Annotated in this window: 18 protein-coding genes and 3 pseudogenes; 7 read left to right on the forward strand and 14 right to left on the reverse strand. The window is 68.7% G+C overall.

From position 1 onward, the window contains the following. Positions 1–88: 88 nt before the first annotated feature. Complete coding sequence (locus AB0M39_RS14725; RefSeq protein ID WP_365364212.1) at positions 89–217, reverse strand: hypothetical protein; 129 nt, start codon at positions 215–217, stop codon at positions 89–91. A 187-nt stretch (positions 218–404) separates the two neighbouring features. On the opposite strand from AB0M39_RS14725, the gene AB0M39_RS14730 reads away from it, so the two are divergent. The 4 genes from AB0M39_RS14730 (at position 405) to AB0M39_RS14745 (ending at position 3,663) form a co-directional block, all read left to right on the forward strand. After that, a complete protein-coding gene (locus AB0M39_RS14730; RefSeq protein WP_365364042.1) occupies positions 405–1,367 on the forward strand; it encodes an oxidoreductase in 963 nt (320 codons plus the stop codon). Further along, positions 1,322–1,594, forward strand: coding sequence for an aldehyde dehydrogenase family protein (locus tag AB0M39_RS14735; RefSeq protein ID WP_365364046.1), 273 nt, complete (start codon positions 1,322–1,324; stop codon positions 1,592–1,594). Before AB0M39_RS14730 ends, AB0M39_RS14735 begins: the two co-directional genes overlap by 46 nt. A gap of 69 nt (positions 1,595–1,663) precedes the next feature. Continuing rightward, positions 1,664–2,533: an SDR family oxidoreductase gene (locus tag AB0M39_RS14740; protein WP_365364049.1), complete on the forward strand. Its 870-nt coding sequence runs from the start codon at positions 1,664–1,666 to the stop codon at positions 2,531–2,533. 119 nt (positions 2,534–2,652) lie between these two features. Next, positions 2,653–3,663 carry a hypothetical protein gene (locus tag AB0M39_RS14745; protein ID WP_365364051.1) on the forward strand — a complete coding sequence of 337 codons (1,011 nt, stop codon included), beginning with the start codon at positions 2,653–2,655 and terminating at the stop codon, positions 3,661–3,663. A 1,371-nt stretch (positions 3,664–5,034) separates the two neighbouring features. On the opposite strand, the pseudogene AB0M39_RS14750 reads toward AB0M39_RS14745, so the two are convergent. After that, positions 5,035–5,513: pseudogene (locus AB0M39_RS14750) on the reverse strand (IS5 family transposase); the annotation flags it as partial. A gap of 155 nt (positions 5,514–5,668) precedes the next feature. Here AB0M39_RS14750 and AB0M39_RS14755 point away from each other — a divergent pair. Together AB0M39_RS14755 and AB0M39_RS14760 are read left to right on the forward strand one after the other, a co-directional pair. Beyond that, on the forward strand, positions 5,669–6,283 hold the full coding sequence (locus AB0M39_RS14755; protein WP_365364053.1) for a DUF3995 domain-containing protein: 615 nt from the start codon (positions 5,669–5,671) through the stop codon (positions 6,281–6,283). A 43-nt stretch (positions 6,284–6,326) separates the two neighbouring features. Continuing rightward, a pseudogene (locus tag AB0M39_RS14760) lies at positions 6,327–7,097 on the forward strand (transposase). Between the two features lie 174 nt (positions 7,098–7,271). Here the strand turns inward: AB0M39_RS14760 and AB0M39_RS14765 are convergent. The 10 genes and pseudogenes from AB0M39_RS14765 to AB0M39_RS14810 form a co-directional block, all read right to left on the reverse strand. Beyond that, complete coding sequence (locus AB0M39_RS14765) at positions 7,272–7,760, reverse strand: hypothetical protein (protein ID WP_365364056.1); 489 nt, start codon at positions 7,758–7,760, stop codon at positions 7,272–7,274. A gap of 30 nt (positions 7,761–7,790) precedes the next feature. Continuing rightward, entirely contained in the window at positions 7,791–8,663 is an 873-nt protein-coding gene (locus AB0M39_RS14770; RefSeq protein WP_365364058.1) for a DUF317 domain-containing protein, read from the reverse strand. 54 nt (positions 8,664–8,717) lie between these two features. Next, entirely contained in the window at positions 8,718–9,221 is a 504-nt protein-coding gene (locus AB0M39_RS14775; protein ID WP_365364060.1) for a regulator, read from the reverse strand. Next, positions 9,218–10,060: a helix-turn-helix domain-containing protein gene (locus AB0M39_RS14780; RefSeq protein WP_365364062.1), complete on the reverse strand. Its 843-nt coding sequence runs from the start codon at positions 10,058–10,060 to the stop codon at positions 9,218–9,220. The genes AB0M39_RS14775 and AB0M39_RS14780 overlap by 4 nt, the downstream gene beginning before the upstream one ends. 42 nt (positions 10,061–10,102) lie before the next feature. Then, a complete protein-coding gene (locus AB0M39_RS14785) occupies positions 10,103–10,516 on the reverse strand; it encodes a hypothetical protein (RefSeq protein ID WP_365364065.1) in 414 nt (137 codons plus the stop codon). A gap of 10 nt (positions 10,517–10,526) precedes the next feature. Next, entirely contained in the window at positions 10,527–10,970 is a 444-nt protein-coding gene (locus tag AB0M39_RS14790) for a hypothetical protein (protein WP_365364068.1), read from the reverse strand. Then, a pseudogene (locus tag AB0M39_RS14795) lies at positions 10,967–11,329 on the reverse strand (hypothetical protein); the annotation flags it as partial. The gene AB0M39_RS14790 and the pseudogene AB0M39_RS14795, both read right to left, overlap by 4 nt. A 481-nt stretch (positions 11,330–11,810) precedes the next feature. Beyond that, on the reverse strand, positions 11,811–12,440 hold the full coding sequence (locus AB0M39_RS14800) for a class I SAM-dependent methyltransferase (protein ID WP_365364070.1): 630 nt from the start codon (positions 12,438–12,440) through the stop codon (positions 11,811–11,813). A gap of 637 nt (positions 12,441–13,077) precedes the next feature. After that, a complete protein-coding gene (locus AB0M39_RS14805; protein ID WP_365364072.1) occupies positions 13,078–13,425 on the reverse strand; it encodes an LPXTG cell wall anchor domain-containing protein in 348 nt (115 codons plus the stop codon). A 54-nt stretch (positions 13,426–13,479) separates the two neighbouring features. Further along, a complete protein-coding gene (locus tag AB0M39_RS14810) occupies positions 13,480–13,722 on the reverse strand; it encodes a hypothetical protein (RefSeq protein WP_365364074.1) in 243 nt (80 codons plus the stop codon). Positions 13,723–13,897: 175 nt separating this feature from the next. On the opposite strand from AB0M39_RS14810, the gene AB0M39_RS14815 reads away from it, so the two are divergent. Next, positions 13,898–14,092, forward strand: coding sequence for a hypothetical protein (locus AB0M39_RS14815; protein WP_365364076.1), 195 nt, complete (start codon positions 13,898–13,900; stop codon positions 14,090–14,092). A 412-nt stretch (positions 14,093–14,504) separates the two neighbouring features. Here the strand turns inward: AB0M39_RS14815 and AB0M39_RS14820 are convergent, their stop codons facing one another. Continuing rightward, complete coding sequence (locus tag AB0M39_RS14820; protein ID WP_365364078.1) at positions 14,505–16,466, reverse strand: FHA domain-containing protein; 1,962 nt, start codon at positions 16,464–16,466, stop codon at positions 14,505–14,507. A 237-nt stretch (positions 16,467–16,703) separates the two neighbouring features. Continuing rightward, positions 16,704–18,542: a serine/threonine-protein kinase gene (locus tag AB0M39_RS14825; protein ID WP_365364080.1), complete on the reverse strand. Its 1,839-nt coding sequence runs from the start codon at positions 18,540–18,542 to the stop codon at positions 16,704–16,706. Positions 18,543–18,682: the final 140 nt, after the last annotated feature.

Here is an 18,682-nt window from a genome sequence, read left to right on the forward strand (position 1 = left end):
CTCTGCCGTCTTCTTCGCCATAGTGCCCTCCTACCTCACAGATCCGGCCGCTCCAAACGGCATCTGTGCAGGTGAGGGCTGCTGTGTATTACTCGCCGCTCTCCCACGCCAGGGCGAGGAAGCGCTCGATCCGGCCGAGGTCCAGCTCGTCCGCGAGCGAGACCGCGATGATCGCGTCTCGACGAGCCCAAGAGAGCGACTCTGACGCACAGTGCACCCCATTGGATCCATATCCCCGGGTCCACGTGAATGAGACGTAGAGGTAAGAGCGTGAGCGTTTCTGCCATGGAAGCTCTCGCTTCCGAAGACGTAGCGTGTTGTCCAAGCGAGGATGCGGGCGCATAGAAATAGCGTCGCCTCGTCACTCGGACAGCAACTCACGTACCGGAAATGGTGACAGCGCAATGGCCAAGGAACAGCAGACTCCCATGGGCAGCGGATTCGGGCCCGAGAGCACTACGGCCGATGTCCTCAACGGCATCGACCTCACGGGTCGGTTCGCCGTCGTGACGGGCGGGTACTCCGGCATCGGCCTGGAGACCACGCGGGCCCTGGTCGGCGCCGGCGCCACCGTTGCGGTTCCCTCTCGTCGTCCGGACCTCGCCCTCGGGGAGCTGAAGGGCCTTCCGCGAGTAGAGGTCGGTGCGATGGATCTGACCGACCTGGGCAGCGTCGCCGCTTACGTCCGCAGCCTCGAAGCCGGTGGCCGGCCTATCGACTTGGTCATCAACAGCGCCGGAGTGATGGCCGCACCGCTCACACGGGTCGGCCCCAAGGGCTGGGAGTTCCAGGTGGCCACGAACCACCTCGGGCACTTCGCGCTCGTCAACCGGCTCTGGCCCATGCTGAACAGTGGCGCCCGCGTCGTCTCGGTCTCCTCGAGAGGGCACTTCTACTCGCCGATGCGGTGGGACGACCCGTTCTTCGAGCACAGCCAGTACGACCGCTGGGCCGCCTACGGGCAGTCGAAGACGGCGAACTCCCTCTTCGCTGTCCACCTCGACCGCCTGGCACGTGATGCCGGTGTCCGCACCTTCGCCCTGCACCCCGGCGTCATCGCTACGCCCCTGGGCCGCTACCTGAGCGACGCCGATCTGATCGCCGCCGGCGCCATGGACGCCGACGGCAACCTCACCCCCAACTTCGGCAAGTCGCCTCAGGCCGGCGCCGCGACCCAGGTCTGGGCCGCGACCTCGCCGCTCCTCGAAGGCAAGGGCGGACTCTACCTCGACGACGTCGACATCGCCGCCGTCTTCGACAGCCGTACGCAACGCGGCGACGTCCAGGAGTACGCGATCGACTCGGACGAGGCCGCACGACTGTGGGACTGGTCGGCGGAGCTCACCGGCATCAACGTCTTCAGCTGACCTCCAGATCACGCCAGTTCAACCGGATCGACGCCGGCATGGTCTGGATCAACGACTTTTACGTCATCGACGCCCGCTACCCCTTCGGCGGCATGAAGCAGAGCGGACTGGGACGAGAGCTCGGACACAACGCCCTCGACGAGTACACCGAGGTCAAGCACGTCGCCTACGCGACCAGCCGCCGCAACGATCCCCATCCCTACGCCGTGCTCTTCGGCAACCGCTGAACCGGCTTCACGCCGCACCCCGCCGACCCGGACGCCGGCGCGGCACTTACCGAATTTCAGGAGATCGAGATGACGAACAAGACGTGGTTCATCACCGGCACGTCGTCAGGCTTCGGGCGGCAGCTCACCGAGCAGTTGCTCGCCCGCGGGGACCGCGTCGCGGCCACCGTCCGCAACGCGGCGGCCCGGGACGGCCTGGCGGCCGAGTACGGCTCCCGGCTCTGGCGGGCCGAACTGGATGTCACCGACACCAGCCGGATTCGCGAGGTGGTCGAGCAGGCGTTCGCGGATCTCGGACACATCGACGTCGTCGTGTCCAACGCGGGCTATGGCCTGCTCGGCGCGGCGGAGGAACTCTCCGACGACCAGATCGACCGGCAGATCGCGACGAACCTCACCGGGTCCATCCAGCTCGCCCGCGCGGTGATCCCTCACCTGCGCGCACAGGGCGGCGGTCGCATCATCCAGCTCTCCAGCATGGGCGGACAGATCGCGCTCCCGGCCCTGTCTCTGTACCACGCCACCAAGTGGGGCATCGAGGGCTTCTGGGAGTCCACCCTGGGTGAGATCGCCCCCTTCGGTATCAGTGTCACCCTCGTCGAGCCGGGCAGCGCCCGTACCGAGTTCGCCGGCACCAGCGCCGACATCGCCAAGCCCATGCCGGAGTACGCCGATCACGCACCCGGCCTGCTCCGCCGCATGCTCGCCGGAGAGGTACCCGCCTTCCCCAGCCCGGGCGACCCGGCCAAGATCGCCGCGGCCATCATCGCCTCCGCCGACCAGGACGAGGCGCCCAAGCGCCTCACCCTCGGCTCCGACGCCTACGAACTCGTCACCGCCGGCCTTCGTGAGCGCCTTACGGCCCTGGAAGCCGTCAAGGACCTCGCCTACTCAACCGACGCCGACGACGTCACCGAAGCCCGCACCAAAGAGAACTGACACACCGCACAGCGGCGGCAGCCCCCCGAACACAGTCGCCACGGCGGAGGCCGCACGCAGGACCGGTTTCGGTGCTCAACCTTCCATCAGAGCCCACAACTAGAATGGAGACAATTGCCATGTCCAGATCCGCCACCTCACGGCCCCAAGCCCTCATCGTGCTCTCCTCGGCGCGCACGCTCCACCTGAGCGAGCCCGTCGACCACCCCGGCCTCCCCACCGGATTCTTCCTCGTCGAGGTCGCCGCGGTCCTGGCGCAGTTCGAGAAGGACTACGACTTCATCCTCGTCACGCCGGACGGCAAGCCGCCGCAGATCGACATCAACGGCCTGGGGCTCAACTTCATGGGCGGCAAGAACACTGGCGCCGTGGCGGCGCGCACGACCATCCAGAGCTCCCGCAAGGGGTTCACTCCCGAGGGTCTGCGAAAGAAGAACCCGAAGCTCGTCAAGCGCCGCAACGACGAACTCGCCCTGGGCCGGCGCCATCTCGGACGCATCCCCGTCTCAGCCCCGCTGCCCAAGACGGACAAGGAGGCCATCTCCATCCGAGACGAGGTCGTCGCCAGCTTCGAGGCCCTGCCGGAGAAGAAGTACTTCTCCATCCAGGAACTGGTCGAGAAGGACCGCGACCCCAACGAACCGTTCTCCTTCCGGGACATCGCCTTCATGCACGCGCCCGGCGGTCACGGTCCGATGGCCGACTTCCACGCCAACCCGTGGATGGGCGAACTGCTGAACAGCCTCCGGGAGAACCGTGTCCCGATCTCACTCATCTGCCACGGCCCCGTCGCGCTCACCTCGGCCCGATACCGCGTCCGCAGGGACGGAGAGGTCATCACCAACAACCGGCACGGCTTCAAGGGCGCCAAGATCACCACGTTCGCGCAAGTGGCCGAACGGATTGTGCTCGCCTCGCAGTACCCCAAGGTTCCCGGGAAGCGCACCCGGCTTCCGTACTTCGTCGATGTGGCACTCAAGGACGCCGGATACGACGTCAGCCTCGCCCTCAACCCCTCAGGGGTCAAAGTGGTCTGGGACGAGAAGCACGCCCTGCTGACCGGTAACGGCCCACAAGCCATCGACGCGCAGGCCGCCCGCCTCGCCAAGATCGTGCACAGCCGCCACTGACACACAGGCCATGTAGCGGCGCTCGGGATTGGACCTCTCCAGGCCCATCGACATCACGCTCCGCTACCACCGGCGGTGAGCCAGAGCCGTTCGTTTGACAGACCCCTTCCCGGTCTGGCTCTAGAGACAGGGGCGCGGCGGGACAGACAGCATACGGTTCCAGACAGTGAGGAAAGGCTACGCTCGTGAGACTGGACGGCTTGGCCAACGACCTGAGATAGCGGCAGGAGCGACGGTCAGCGGGGTGCCGCCCGTACCGCGAGCGGCGGGACCCTACAATCCGTGCAGGGTCTCAGATTTCGCGTCCTAATCTCAGGTGCGATGTCCAAATCACGTCGTATCGGACGCGATTCTGAGACTGGCAGGACGTCGTGTCGCACTGATGCTTTCGGATTCTCAGTGCTTCTCGTTTGCGCTGTCGGATTCTCACTGCGCCGCGTGGTGAGCGACGATGTTTGCCCCGTACGTGGGGTTTGATCTCCTGTTCCGTAACGGACCTGCGAACAAGCCCAAGAGGCGGTGGCGCACGGCGAAGCATGAGGCGTGGAGCGCGTCGGACGGGTTCCCGGCAACTGACGCCTGGTACGCCCCGACCACCACGTGGCACTTCCCGGCCTTCACCGCCATCGCAGCAACACTCATCTGCTACCGCAGAATCACCTAACGAACTGACGTCTAAAGAAGACAGGTCCCGGTCCGCAACGTGTAAGGCTGCTCTCGGTGGGCACTATTGCACGAAGGTCAAGGCAGGTTTCGCGTATGGGGGGGTTGGCATGTCCATCACATTTGGAACGCCGATAGTGCTCTTATGGCTGATCCTTGGGCTGCTGCCTGTGCGCAACCCCTCGGCGCGGAGAATGTGGATTGGGATCCACATCGGCATCTCCGTACTCGTCCTGCTGATCGCCTACTTCTACTGCCAGGACCCCAGGTCGCCCTCTCAGGCCGAGTTAGAGTGGTCCAACGGGGAGGAGCAGTACTGGCCGCTGCTGGCCGCGGCCGTCCTCGTGGGACCGGGACTGCTGGCAGCGATAATCCGCCTGGTGGTATCCCGGCCCGATCCGACGCCGATACAGCCCGCCGTAGTCTACGGACAACCGCAGAACGGCCAGTATCTCCAGCCGCCGCAGCACCTGTACCCGGGCCCGTACCCCCCGCGCCAGAACCCCCCGGCCTACGCGCCGCCAGCTCGCCAGCAGGCCCCCTACCCGCCGTCGGCCGCCCCGCCCGCACCGCCGCAGAGCCCACAGGTCACGCCGCCCGTCCCGCCGCCTCCGGCCTCACCGCCCACAATCTGACGACGGCGCGGGTCCTCGACTGCACGGCCGGCTTCGGCGAGCTGCGCGCCCTGCCGGACCGGCGCAGCTTTGCCGGTCGCCTCCGGCGTGGTCCGCGCGGAGAGCGGATGGGTGGGATGCCTCGTACGAGGGGCTCGAGTGCCTGGCTGTCGTGGGTGTTGGCATCGGAGATCCCAATCGAGAGCGGGAGGCCGTTGCGGTCGACTACGAGGTGGATTTTGGACCCACTCTTGCCACTCGGATTCGGTCCTGTCAGATGCCCCCCTTGAGCGCGCGGACGCTGACGGAGTCGATCGCGCATCGCGTCCAGTCCAGTTGTCCCTGGGCACCGAGTTCGTCCAGGACCAGCCGATAGAGCTTGGCCCACACCCTGGCCTTCGAGCACTCGGTGAACTGCCGGAAGGCTGTCACGCCCGAAGGGCCGAAACCGGGCGGAAGTTCGTTCCACGTGCAGCCTGACACGGCCACGAACACGATCGCCGCCAACACCTCGCGGTCTCCGTGCCGACGGCGCCCACCTCCCTGTGGCCGCATGGGCGCAGGTGGCACGACTCCCTAAGGTCTGTGCCGTAACTGATCTTCGAGGGACTTCGAGTCGTTGCTGCCCGTCAGTCGCCAGCGCGATCAAGGGTGGCTCCCCCGCGTGGGGGAGCGTGATTGTTCGCCAGGACGACGCCCTGTCGTAGAGGTTCAGCAACGGTGGAGTTGTGACGATCAAGCATTCTTTGGACGATACAGTCCGTCCGCCCCTGAGCTGGGCGCTCCGCCTCCATCTGGGCAGGTGGCCCGGGTTCACCGTTGCGGCATGGGGGTTCCTGTTCGCGGTACCCAGCTTCGTCTGGGCGTTGGGAGGCACCTTCGGTGTGCAGGCGACGGTGGCTCCGCCGCTGGTGAAGCTTGCTCATGACCGGGTGACGTGGTTCCTGGCAGTCTTGTGGGTGACCGGTTTCCTGAAGCTCTTCGGAGTGCTGGTCGGTATCGGTCTGACGCGCCGTCGCGGCAAGTGGACCGGTCGAATGATGGTGCTCTGTGGCGGCGGCGCGACAGTGCTGCTCGTCTGGCATGGATGTCAGTTCGTGATCCACGGAGTGCTGGTTGAGGCTGGGGCGCGCGCTGTGGCGCCTGATCTGGTCGGGTTGACCCGCTGGTACCTCTACCTGTGGGGGCCGTGGTTCATTGCCGGTGGCCTGGCCTTTGCCGCCGCCGCCACGCGCTATGTCCGCCGCCACGATGGCCGGCGTGAGGTGAGGCTTTACGGCTCTGCGGGGGCGCTGGGCGCGTTGCTCCTGTCTTTGGCCTCGGTAGTCACCGGGATTGGTTGACGGCTACCACGCAGTTGCCGGTCACGGGTGAAATGATCATGTGATGGCTGGTGTGATCACGGCGTCGGAACCGTCCTGGCTAGCCCCGTTCACCGGGCTGAACCCGCGCGCCTTCGGGAAGCTGGTGACAGTTCTGCGACGCAAGGGTGCGGACGCGGTCCGGAAGGGGCGGCCGTGGAGCCTTCCGCTGTAGGACCGGGCCCTGCTGGTCGCCGCCTACTGGCGCACGAACCTGACGATGCGGCAGCTCGCCCCGCTGTTCGGAGTCTCCAAGTCGGCGGCGGACCGCATCATCGACCACCTGGGGCCGATGCTCGCGCTCCAGCCCCGCAAGCGGTTCGCCAAGGACACCGCGCTGATCGTGGACGGCACCCTGGTGCCTACCCGGGATCACAGCATCGCCACGCGGTCGAAGAACTACCGGCACTCCACCAACCACCAGGTCGTCATCGACGCCGACACCCGCCTGGACGTCGTGGTCGGCCGGCCCCTCGCCGGAAACCGCAACGACTGCAAGGCGTGGGAGGAATCCGGCGCCAAAGCCGCCGTCGGGAAGACACTCACGATCGCCGACGGCGGCTACCCGAGCACCGGACTCGTCATCCCGCACCGCCGCAAGCGCGGCCAGAGCGAACTACCGACCTGGAAAGAGGAACACAACAAGTCCCACAAACAGGTACGCGCCCGCTTCGAGCACGTCTTCGCCCGCATGAAGACCTGGAAAATCCTCCGTGACTGCCGCCTGAAAGATGACGGCGCCCACCACGCCATGCTCGGCATCGCCCGGATACACAGCCTCGCCCTCGCCGGATAGGTCAGAGGCCGCAGGGCAGCCGCTATACCCAGGGGGAATCGAAGATCATTTACGGAACAACCCTTAGGCGCTCATCCATCGCATTCGCCGACGACGAAGCCCCTGGGGTCCTGTGGACCCCAGGGGTTTGCGCCGTCAGGCGGGTGAAGTCAGTTCTCGGTGTTGCCATACAGCTCAGCGGGCGCGGGCCCCGGTGGGGGTGGCTTGCGGGACTGGAGCGCTGCGCGGTGTACGGCCGGCCGTGCGCCTAGGCGCGGACGCGGCCCAGGCGCCGGGGAACCAGACTGCGGTGTACTGCTCGATGGCGTCGCGCAGCCCGGTGGTGACAGCCCCGTCCCACGGGGGTCGGCCGGGGCGGTGGTAGGTGTCGAAGGTGGCGTACTGCTTGGTGTTCGGCCGGGTGTTGGTGGCCTCGTCGCGGCGGTGGAACGTTCCGTGATCCACAAAGCTGAGCGCCACCGCGTCGATCTCGCCACGCTCCGGGTGGACGACAGCCACACGCAGCCCACCGTAGGTGTCTGCCTGGATGGTGCCGGTGAAGTCGATGCGCAGCCGCAGCGGTACGCCGGGGACGGGGGCGGCGAAGTAGGTGTTGCCCACGACGGTGTGGTCGTGGAAGGGGAGGCACAGCTCGGCGAAGAACCCGGGGGCCTGCAGGGACAAGAGAGATCTCCGGTCGGGGTAGGACTGGTGTTACCGGCGTGGGCCGGGCAGGGCGGGTCGGCTGGTGGTGCTCCAGCGCGGGACGCTGGGTGCGGGGAGCGAGGCCGGGCGGCTGGATGTGACGGCCCTTTGCACGTCGAGCGGAGTGGGTGCCCGCGGTCCGGGCGGAAGGATCGGGGTGAGCTGGGCCATGTCCTTGATGTAGCTGAAGGTGTCCTCGCGCCACCGGGGCAGGGGAGCCGGATCGGCGGCGCACTCGGTGACGGCGGTGAGCAGGGCGACGGGGGTGTCGGTGCTGGCCGTGGCGTACCAGACGGGCCGGTCGACGGACTTGCCCGCCCACAGCTGCCAGCGGGCCTCGCGCGTGGTCAGTTCGGCTTCCGGATCGAGGTCGCCGGTGGTGAACTCCATCCCGGCGTGCCCGTCCGGGGCCTGCACCGCGAAGACGCCCCAACGCGGACGGTCGATCTCCCAGCCCTGCTTCAGAAGCGGCACGACCGGGAGGAAGGGATCGTGCTCGTCGATGCCGGAGACCGGCCGGGCTAGGTAGGCGTCCGGCCCCTGCTCGTACGCCGTGGCCAGGACGGTGGTGAACGCGGTCACGAACTCGGTGGGGACACGGTCGTTGAAGCAAACGCCCCATGCCGGCGGTCCGAAGGAGTCCTTGTAGGCGTTGATGCGCCAGAGCCCGTCGTCCTCGCCTTCGGGCAGGTAGCCCAGGCGCACGCGCCGGTCGGGAGCGCTCACATACACGTTGGAGTCCTCGTCGTACCGCAGGTCCCAGCCGAGTTCGAGCAGCGGGGCGAGGGCAGGGTCGCCGGTTCCGGTGGTGGAAGCGAGGTGGCGCGGCCAGACGTAGACGTCGCCGTCGATCTCGTGGTGCGAATTAGGCTGAGGGTTCATCGGTCCGCCCTCGTGGCGACGGTGATCTCGTCGGCCGGGGTGTGACCGCTGTGCTCACGCGACCGGCTCAGGCTCGGACACCCTGGTCACCTGGGGGTTTTCGGCCAGCCACTGGATCAGGAGCGTGCGGGGACGGGTCAGGCCCGCCTCGGCTCCGTCGCCGGTCAGCTGGGAGGGACCGTCGGCCCGCTCGATGGTGAGCGATGGCGCCAACAGGTCGAGGACGTGCCGGATACGGCTGCTGAACTCGCAGACGGGGGCGGGGACGGCGCGACGCCGGGCCCAGCGGGCCATCGCGTCGTACAGGTCTGCCAACTCCCTCCCGGCGTCGCTGAGTTCCAGACCGGTGCCTGGCACGCCCCGGATGAGACCGTGGGCGCGGGCCGTGTCGGATGCGCTGCGCAGTTGGTGCGTGGAGAGGTCGGGCAGGGTGCCGGCCAACCGTCGCAGCGGTATGGCGCCGTTGTCGTCGATCTCGGTGACCAGGCGGACCAGGGGGCGCGAGGCGAGCAGTTCGACAGCGCGGTGCGCTGCGGCAGAGGTGAAGGCGGTGCTCATCGCCGCGGGCCTCCCGCCGGGATGGCTGCTTTCGGGCGGGTGGTCGTGACGTGCGAGAAGAGATCCCCGTTGTACCACGCCGGAGAGGACTGGAGTGTCCGAACAGGTGGGAGCGCCGCGGGGGCCGGCCTCGACTGGCTGCTGACCCACGGCCTCGGCGCGGGCTTCGCCTGCGGGCTCCCCCAGACCGGGTGCTGGGCCGCCTGGTCGAGGGGCTGCCCGGCGGACCAGGCAGACAGAGTGCTGAGCACGGGGCCAAGGCCGTCGCCCGCAGCGGACAGCCGGTAGGGCCGACCCATGCCGTCGGTGTCGACCAGGCCGTCGGCGACGAGCTGCCGCAGCGGCGGGTAGATGTTGGTCCAATCGCTGCGGGGCATCACGATCCGGGCCAGAGCCCGGCCGCTGACCTCCTCGCGGGACTTGAGCACCCACAGGATGGCGGCGGCGTGGCGCCGGGTGAGCAGGGTGAGGCTGTCCTCGATCTGCTCGATCGCGGGCAGCGGGCCGTCCGCCTTCTCCAGGTGTTCCTCGGCCCAGGTGACGATCATCGGCAGGACTGGCAGCAGGGCAACGCCACGTTCGGTGTGGCCGTAGGTCACGTGCCGTGCGGTGTGTTCGGTGCGTCCGACGAGGCCGGCGTCGCACAGGGCCTTGAGCTTGGGGTGGAGCTGGCCGTCCTGCAGCCAGGACACCTTGGCCGCCAGCTCACTGTAACGCAGCGGCGGGCCGGAGAGTGCCAGCAAGATCCTCACGTTCCAGCGCGGAGTGATCATGGCGAGGGCCTCGGTGACCCGGGCGATGTCGGCGTCGGCGTCAGGGGGCAGAGCGGTGAGGGCCAAGGGAGGAACTCCTGGGTGAATGAAAGGGGAGATCGCCTGCGGTCAGCGGCGGTGCGCCGGACTCGGCGCCGCAAGAGGCGGAGCCGGAACGGGCGGCGAGGGAGCCGGCGGGGCAGGCGTCGGGGCCGGGACGCGGGCCAGGCTCTGCAGGACGGCGGCGACCGATGTGGCCTGGACCTCGCGGACGGCGACGGCTTCGGCGAGGCGGCGGGTGCCGTCGAGGAGGTGGGAGACCTCGTGTGGGCCGATCTGCCGCTCGGGGTGGACGAGCCGGGCGAGGTGGTCGCGGTGGAAGTCGATGCTGCGCTCGGCGAGGGCGAGATCGTCGTGCATGCCGAGCAGGGCGGAGAGCATGCCGTGCGGCTGGTCCTGGGCGTGGGCTTCGAGGTCGGCGAGCGATGCGCCGTACAAGTCCTCGATCCGTCCGGCTATGTCGGTGGACGGGAGGTGGGTCAAGCGGGGGCTTTCACGGTCGGCGGGCCCGGGCCGCCCCGGCACGCTGGGGTGCCGGGGCGGCGGAAGGAGGCAGGGTCGCGGTGGCCCTGAGCTGCGTCAGACGGACGGGGCGGGCCTGCTCGTCGGGCGGGGGCATGGTGCGCAGCAGCTCGCCGAGGGCTGCGCGGTAGCCGTCGCGGGCATCCAGCGCCGCCTCCAGCCACTGCGCGTCGAAACGGAGCTTGTCCGCCGACAGATCGCCCATGTCACGGTCCGGATCCATGTCCCCGTGCACGCGGTCACGGACACGGGCGACCTGCTCCTCGGTCAGAGCCAGGAAGGAGCGCAGTTCCAGGGCACGGGCGAGAGCGGGAGAAGCATCGGGTCCGGCAGCCGCCTCGTACAGCTCGGGGACCGGGTTCCCGAAGACCTGCTGCAGATCGGCGTCCATGGTGCTGGTCTTGACCCGGCTCATCGGACGGTCCTCCCCGGCCGCCACGCCGACGCCGGCGCTGGCGTACCCGCGGGTCGGTGCGCAGCACTGGTCTGCACGGCCGGCCCGGTTCGCGGCCGAAGTCGCGCGAGGCGTTCGGCGGCGAGGTCCCTCGTCCCCGGAGCGTCCGGGTCGAGGAGCCATCGCACGACCAGGGCCCGGCCGTCGCGTGCAGTGACGGCGGCGTTCACACGGTGGGCGAGGCCCATCGTCGGGTCGTCGACCTCGCTGGGCTGGGTGTCGAGCGCGGCGAGGAGGTTGTCCTCCGCACGGTCGAGCACGGACTGGGCCTCAGCGAGAAGGCCGTGCCACTTGACGACGTCGGTGGCGTCGGGATTCGCCTTGGGACGAGTTTCTCGGACACTTCGAGCGTCGCAAGCTCGCCCTGGGCGACTGCGGCCGCGCCTACGGAACTGACTGTGCTCACGAACACGCTTGTGTCCGATGCCCCGCCCTGATCATCCACGCGACAGAACGTCCCCGGCTCGTCGAAATCCGCGACAACCTCCTCACACGCATCCTGGAAGCCGAAAGGGAAGGCTGGCTCGGCGAGATCGAAGGGCTGCAGAGCAGCCTGACCCACGCCGAGGAGAAGCTAGCCCAACTCGACGCCCAGATCTCCCGAAAGCAGGAGTCTGTCGACCTGGGAATTCCTACCTTCCGAGAGATCGTTGCCCGCACCACCGCGGCGGCCACCCCGCCGGGTGCGTGAGTGAACGGATGCCACTCCGCCGTACTCAGCGGACACCGTCACAGAACGAGGCGCTTGGACGAGCCTCATCCACGCGGATGATCTACACCGCCCCGGCCACGTGCCACGTTCTACGGGCGGCGTGCCAGCAGGTGGGTATCGAGGAAGCCCCGCTCGGACGCTGGATCATGGAGCAACCGAGCCACCGCGACGAGGCCCGCCCCGGCCAGCAACTCGGCAAACTTGTCCGCCGGCCAGCTGTAAGCAGGCGCCACCTTGTGGTCGAAGCGGACGGGCTCCGAGCCCTCGGTTCCGAAGAAGGACACCAGGAGCAGGCCCCCCGGCGCCAAGACACGTACCTGCTCCGCGATCAGCGTGGGCAATTCTTCTGGTGGGGTATGGATCATCGAGTAGTGCGCCAGCACTCCGCCGAGCGCGCCGTCCTCGACCGGCAGGGCCTCCATGCGTGCTTCGTCGTACCGCAGCGCCGGATGAGCCTGCCGGGCGTGGGCGATCATCGCCGGGGAGAGGTCGAGCCCGAAGGCGTCCAACCCCAAGTCGTTCAGCATGGACGTCAAATGGCCGGGCCCGCACCCGACGTCGGCTGCCCTTAGGTTCCCCGTGCCACGCACGAGCTCGGCGAAGGTGCCGATCATGTTCCGCGCGAACGGCTGCGTCTCCAACCGATTGGCGAACAACGATGCATACAGTTCGACGACCCCGTCATAGGCCGCCCTGGTCTCGTCCTGGTGCTTCAACACAGGAAGGAAGCTAACACCCGAGCCGTTCAGAGCAGTTCTCCAGACCCATTCTCCAGACCCAGACCTGCCCCTTACTCGCAGGACTGATCATCCTGTCACCTGGCCATGGGACACCCGCTAGTTCGGAGAAGCCACGTAGAGAAGTAGGTCGGCTCTCCTGCCGGGCCCGTCCACTTCAGGCCGTCCTTGGAGAACCCGACCCATGCCATCGCCGGCGAACCGGACAGGCGTGTGCAGTGCTCGCACGAGCACAGGTGGGGATCGTCCGGGATGCCGGACGCCTCGTACGCGTGGTCGCCACACTGGCAACGCCCAGTCCACTGGTCGGGGACGATTCGCTCGGTCACGGGGACGGCTCCTCTGGTGCGGGGAAGCTGATACCGGCGGCAGTGTGTCGCACGCCCGCGACATCGCACTGGTGTTCGGCACCAGCCGACCCCAACGGGATGGCGAGTCCACTCTTGAAGGCGAATATCCGTACGAGTCTTCACGATTCGGCGGGCGCTACGCGTGAGCAGCGGGTGACGCCCCGCCTCCGCTCGCGTCGGACACGCGCTCACGACAAAGCCCTTGGAATCGAAGGATTCCGGGGGCTTTGCGGGGTGCATCCGCTCGCGGCGGCGCGGGTCAGGTCAGGTCAGGTCAGGTCAGCTCGCGGTGGAGCCGTCGTCGGTGGAGTGTCCGTGCGCCGGCGACGGGCCGCGAAGAGGGCGCCTCCGCCAGCGGCGATCAGGAGGCCGCCGCCGATCAGCCACGGGGTGGCGTCGGCGCCGGTGTGCGCGAGCGAGCCCTCGGGGTCGGGGGCCGCGGTGCTCGACGCGGTCTCGCCGGCGGCTGGGATGCCCGAGGCGGAAGGCGCCGGGGTGTCCTCGTCCTTGCCGGGCTTGTCCTGGGTGGGCTTGTCGCTCGGCTTTTCGGTGGGCTTCTCGGTCGGCTTGTCCGTGGGCGGCGGGGTGGTGGCAGTCTTGGCGTTGGTGACGGTCACCGTCACGGGATCGCCCGGCTTGGCCTTGAACGCCTTCGAGGGCTTGTAGACGTCCTAGCCGGCGGGCGCCTTCACCTGCTTGACCCAGAAGTCCGTGCCGATACGGGAGTTGATGGGCAGCTTGCCGGTGGCTGTTCCGTCGGCGCCGGTGGTCAGCGTGAGCAGTGTCTTGTCCGATGACGCATCATGTGGAGTGCGTGGCGGCGCTTGGGCCGGTGGCGAGGCAAAATCCTGACGCTCGAGTGACGCTCCTCGGGCGCCTTTCCTGATGGGTTGCCAGGTACGCTGCGCCGCCACTCAGAGAGTCTCTTGGCTGCGCGGGTGGCTGCCTCTACCTGCTACCCGCCGGGGGCGTGAGCCCCTCGCGGTGTCAACAGTGGTGACACGCCCGGGCCCCGGACGGCCTCCGACCGTCCGGGGCCCGGGCGTACGGAGCGTGAAACATCCTCAGAAAGGAGCAAGGGAGAACCTCATGTCGAACACCGGAAACCGGAATCCGTCGAACAAGTCGCTCACCATGATGACGGGGCTGCTCGCACTGATCCTCATGCCTGTCGGCGCCGCGCTCGACGGGCCCGCGCAGTGGGTCCTGATCGGTGCCTCGACCGCCTTCATCTTCATCTGCGTGTACCAGATGAACGCGAACAGGCGGGCGAGCAAGGGATGAGCGACACCGCAGCGGTCTCCGCCCGAGGGTGCGTGACGCTCAAGCGGTTCGGTGAGATCGCCGCGGTGGAGGACGTGACATTCGCGGTCCGGCCGGGCCGCGTCGGGAGCTCGACATCGATGCGACAGGTCACAGCGATCACCTGTCTTCGGACGTACGCAACGTCCCGTCCTGGTCCTTGCCGAACCGCGCGAAGGAACCGGGTGCCTCGGACACCTCGTGATCGTGCGTGGAACGCGGGCCATCATAGTCGATTCGCCGTCAGGGCGTCAGGGCGTCCGGGCTCGGTCTCGGACACACCGTGCCGGTATCGGCGCAGGACCTGCTCAGCGCAGGGTGGTTCGCAGCCTTCCCGTACGCCGACCCCCGGAGGGGGCGGTCTCCTACCGGACGCGCCCCCACCGTGCCTCCCTCACGACGACGCGACCGCCGGCCCCGCGTTGTGAGGGTTCAGGAACGCCGCCTCCTGCGGCACGTGCGGCGGGACGTCCGTGCGGGGGTCGGGTGGGCGGGGGACGAAGACCGGGACCTCCGACTGGTAGAAGATGTCGATGTCGGCCTCCTCGCCGCTCACGATCAACGTGTCCCATGCCCCGCTCTCCTGAAGCGTCCGCAACGTCTCCGGGGCCAGCGTGGAGAGATGGGCGCGCAGCACCTCGTCGGACGGCATCCCCGGCAGGCGGGACGACAACCGCTCGCGGATGGCGACCATCCGGTCGAACAGCAGTTCGAGGTCGGGGCGTTGTACCGCGGAGCCGTCGGCCGGGCCCATGCTGCGGGCGACAATGTCCTTGATGGCGCGGGTGACCCCCTCGTCGTCCGTGGCCACCATCGCGTTCCAGGCCCGGGACTTGTGCCGGTACTGAAGCATCGACATCGCCGCCTCGTGGCGGATGAAGTCGGCGTCGCGCAGCGGCCGGCCCTGCCAGACCCGGCTGAGCGAGCGGGCGAGCGAAGTGGCCGACGCCAGACCGCTGTTGAGGCCGCGGCCGGGCCAGAAGTGGATGGCGTTCGCCGCGTCGCCCAGCAGGAAGCCGAAGGTGCCCGGGGTCTTCGCGGTGGGCCGGCTGAGCTGGGCCGTGAAGCGCGGGCGCTGCACCATGTCGAGGCGGAACGAGGTGACCGCCGACAGGTCCTTCTCGGGCACCCCGAACATCTTGAGCCCTTCCAGGATCCGCTTCCACAGCGGTGAACCCTGGAGCAGGGCCGGCAGGAACAGGGTTCCGTGCGTGGGACAGACGAACTCGTGGTGCTCGCCCCGGGTCATGACGCAGGGCCGGGCGGCGATGCACTCCTCGAAGGCCTTGCGGACCGGATCGATGCCGATCACGTCCTCGGCCTCCTCGCGGGTGAGCCGCATGTTCAGGAAGCCCTCGCCGCGGAGCGAGTTGAGCAGGAAACGGTTCTGGGACACGGTGAGCAGGACGCTCATCGGGTCCGGCAGCGTCGACTTGACCCGCAGCCCCAGCACGACATCCCGCAGGTGCTCGCCGTCGAGGGAGTAGATGGAGGCGTCGGCCGCCCCGAAGCGGTCGGCGAAGTGTTCGCGGGTGCGGGAACGCCCGCCCTCGGCGATGACGAGGACATGGTCCTGGGCGAGCCGGTTCTGCTGCTCCTCCACGTCGAAACGCTGGGGGACCAGCCTGATGCCCGCGCGTCTGTTGGCCAGCTCCAGCAGCTGGTCCTCGACGTAGGCGATTCGGATGTTGCGCGGCGGACGGCCGTCCACGGAGTCCGGTCCGACGGGCCACATCTCCGAGTAGCCGTCCGTGTTGTCGAACAGTGCCGAGCGGACCTCCTCGGACAGCGCCAGGTACTGCCGGCTCTGCACGGTCACGACCTGCTGGCGCCGGACGTTGCTGTGCCGCTCGTCCTTCCAGACGATCGTGGAGCCCTCCTTGCGCCACCGGGCGTCGTAGACGGTGATCTGCACACGTCCCCGGAGCTGCTCCTCCAGTGCCAGGGCGAAGGCGAGGCCGACCGGGCCGCCGCCGGTGACCGTGACCCGCAGGGTGCCGGCGTCCGGGCTCGGCTCGATGCGCGGGGAGTTGAGCAGGGAGAGGTCCATGACCGTCTCCATCGCGTCCTGCGCCTCGTAGAGGAAGGTCTCGTCGCCGATCCGTATGCAGTCGTTGGGGCGCAGTACGTGCCGCGTGACGCGTTCGTCGTTGACGTACGTGCCGTTGCGGCTGTCGCGGTCGTACAGGACGAAGCCGGCGTCCTCGGTGACGATCTCGGCGTGCAGACGGGAGGCGTTGACGCTCACCAGCACGATGCCGTTGTCGCCCTTACGGCCGATGGTCAGTGGTGAACCGTCCAGAACCACACTCTGACCAGTGAAGGGACCCGTACGTCCCACGATGATCGACGGCACCTGCGTACTCCTTGTGAACGGCACTCGAGAAAAACGACGGATACGGGGACGGGCCGCGTGTGGCGGCCGGTCCCGAGTGAGGGTGAACCACCCCGGGACATACACCTGGTTGTGTCCGGGTGCGGTTCAACCGATCGTGGACCACTGAGCCGGAGCGGCCGCTGTCCGGCCGCTCCGTCCATGGTGGCAGCCCGTCGGAAAAGGGGAAGTCCCTGTTTTCGTCCGGGAGTTGGCGATCTACTGGCATGTGATCGAGAACGGGACCGTGTTCGAGGTCGTCCCCAGGGGGCCCTTGACCTCCACGCCGATCTCGCTGGTGAAGGTTCCGGCCCTGGAGTACGCCGTCAGCTGTACGACGTTCTGGCCCGTGCGGTCTCCGCCGGCCGGGAAGGTGAGGGTGCGCCACGCGCGGTCGACCACCGAATCGTCCTTGGACACCCACCGATAGGTGATCCTGGCCGGGACCTGGTCCACGGCGAACGTCGCCGTGAAGGTTGGGGCCTGATCCGCCGGCGGTGAACACGCGCCCACGTAGGTCGTGTTCACGCCCGTCACCGTCGCGCGCACCTGCTGCGAGGCGGAGGCATCCTGCCCGGCCCGACCCGGCGACGGAGCGGTGCCGGGCGTCGCGCCCGAGTTCGCCTTGTCCTTCCCGCCCTCGTCGTGACCGTGATTGACCAGCGCGTAGCTCAGCCCGGCGATGAGGACGGCGCACGCCACCACGCCGGCGATCACGGCAATGGTCCGTCGGCGCCTGCGCGGGACATCGGGCGGCGTCGGCTCGAAGGGGACGGGCGGGCCGAAGACACCGGGCGGTGCGGTGGCGGCGGACACCTCGGCGGCCGCCGGCCGGTGCGGCGTGGCTGAGGGAGTCGGTACGGGCAGGGTGGGCTGAGGGGCCCGTGGAGACGCAGGCGACTCAGCAGGCTGAGCGGAGTGAGTGGGCTGAGCAGGCGATGTCCCGGCCGAGGTGTGAGCCGTCGCAGCGTCACCAACCGTCGCAGCGTCACCAACCGTCGCAGCGTCACCGACCGTTGCCGCTTCGCCCACCGCGCGTGCGTCACCCACCGTCGGCGCGTCGCCCACCGTCTGCGCGTCCCCGACGGTGCGGGTTTCGCCTGCCGTCGTGCCCTCCAAGGTGTCGGACGTTGGGGCTTCCACGTCAGCCCTCGTGGGCGCTTCCGCTCCGGCCGCCCCAACCGCCGGGGCCGGCGGAGCCGTCCGGTCCGCGCCACCCGCCGCGACCAACCGCAGCTCCCGCTCGGCCGTCTCGGCGCTCATGCGCTCGGTGGGCTCCTTGCGCAGAAGCCCCTCGATGACCGGGGTGAGCGGTCCGGCCCGGCGTGGTGCGGGGAGTTCGTCATCGACGATCGCGCGCAGGGTGCTCAGCGGAGTGTTCTGACGGAAGGGGGAGTGGCCGTCCACGGCCGCGTAGAGCAGAACGCCGAGCGACCACAGGTCCGACTCGGGACCCGGAGCGCGGCCGAGGGCTCGCTCGGGCGGAAGGTACTCGGGGGAGCCCACGACCTCGCCTGTCATGGTCAGCGAGGATTCTCCCTCGACCATCGCGATGCCGAAGTCGGTGAGCACGACACTGCCGTCGTCGCCGAGCAGCACGTTGGCGGGCTTCACATCGCGATGCAGCACGCCCTCGCCGTGCGCGGCGCGGAGGGCGGACAGGATCTCGGCGCCGATCCGCGCCGCCCGCTGCGGGGGCAGCGGTCCTTCGGCGCGCAGCAGGTCTCCCAGTGAGCGCCCGCGCACGAGTTCCATGACGATCCAGGGGCGGCCGTCGTCGGTCGCCACGTCGTACACGGTCACCACGTTGCGGTTGGGGATGCGGGCGGCGGCCCACGCCTCGCGTTCCAGCCGAGTGTACATCCGCTCGATGTGCGCGGCGGACAGCCCGGCGGGGGCACGTACCTCCTTGACGGCCACGTCCCGGTGCAGCGACTCGTCGCGGGCACGCCACACCGTTCCCATACCGCCCTCGCCGAGGCGCGACAGCAGAAGGTAGCGGCCCGCGACCCTCCGTTCCTGGTCCGGTGGCACCTGTACAGCCTCCTTGTTGTGCATCCGGACGGCTCTCCCTCTCCTTGTGCGGCGGCAGGGGCGATCGCCGATGTCGCCCCGCGCAGCAGTTCCCCGGCCCCGTGTGAAGCGCTCGACGGCGAGCCCGGCATCCTCCGGCGTCCGGCGTCGCGGAGCGGTGATCA

The sequence above is a fragment of the Streptomyces sp. NPDC051907 genome (assembly GCF_040681075.1).
GTDB lineage: Bacteria > Actinomycetota > Actinomycetes > Streptomycetales > Streptomycetaceae > Streptomyces.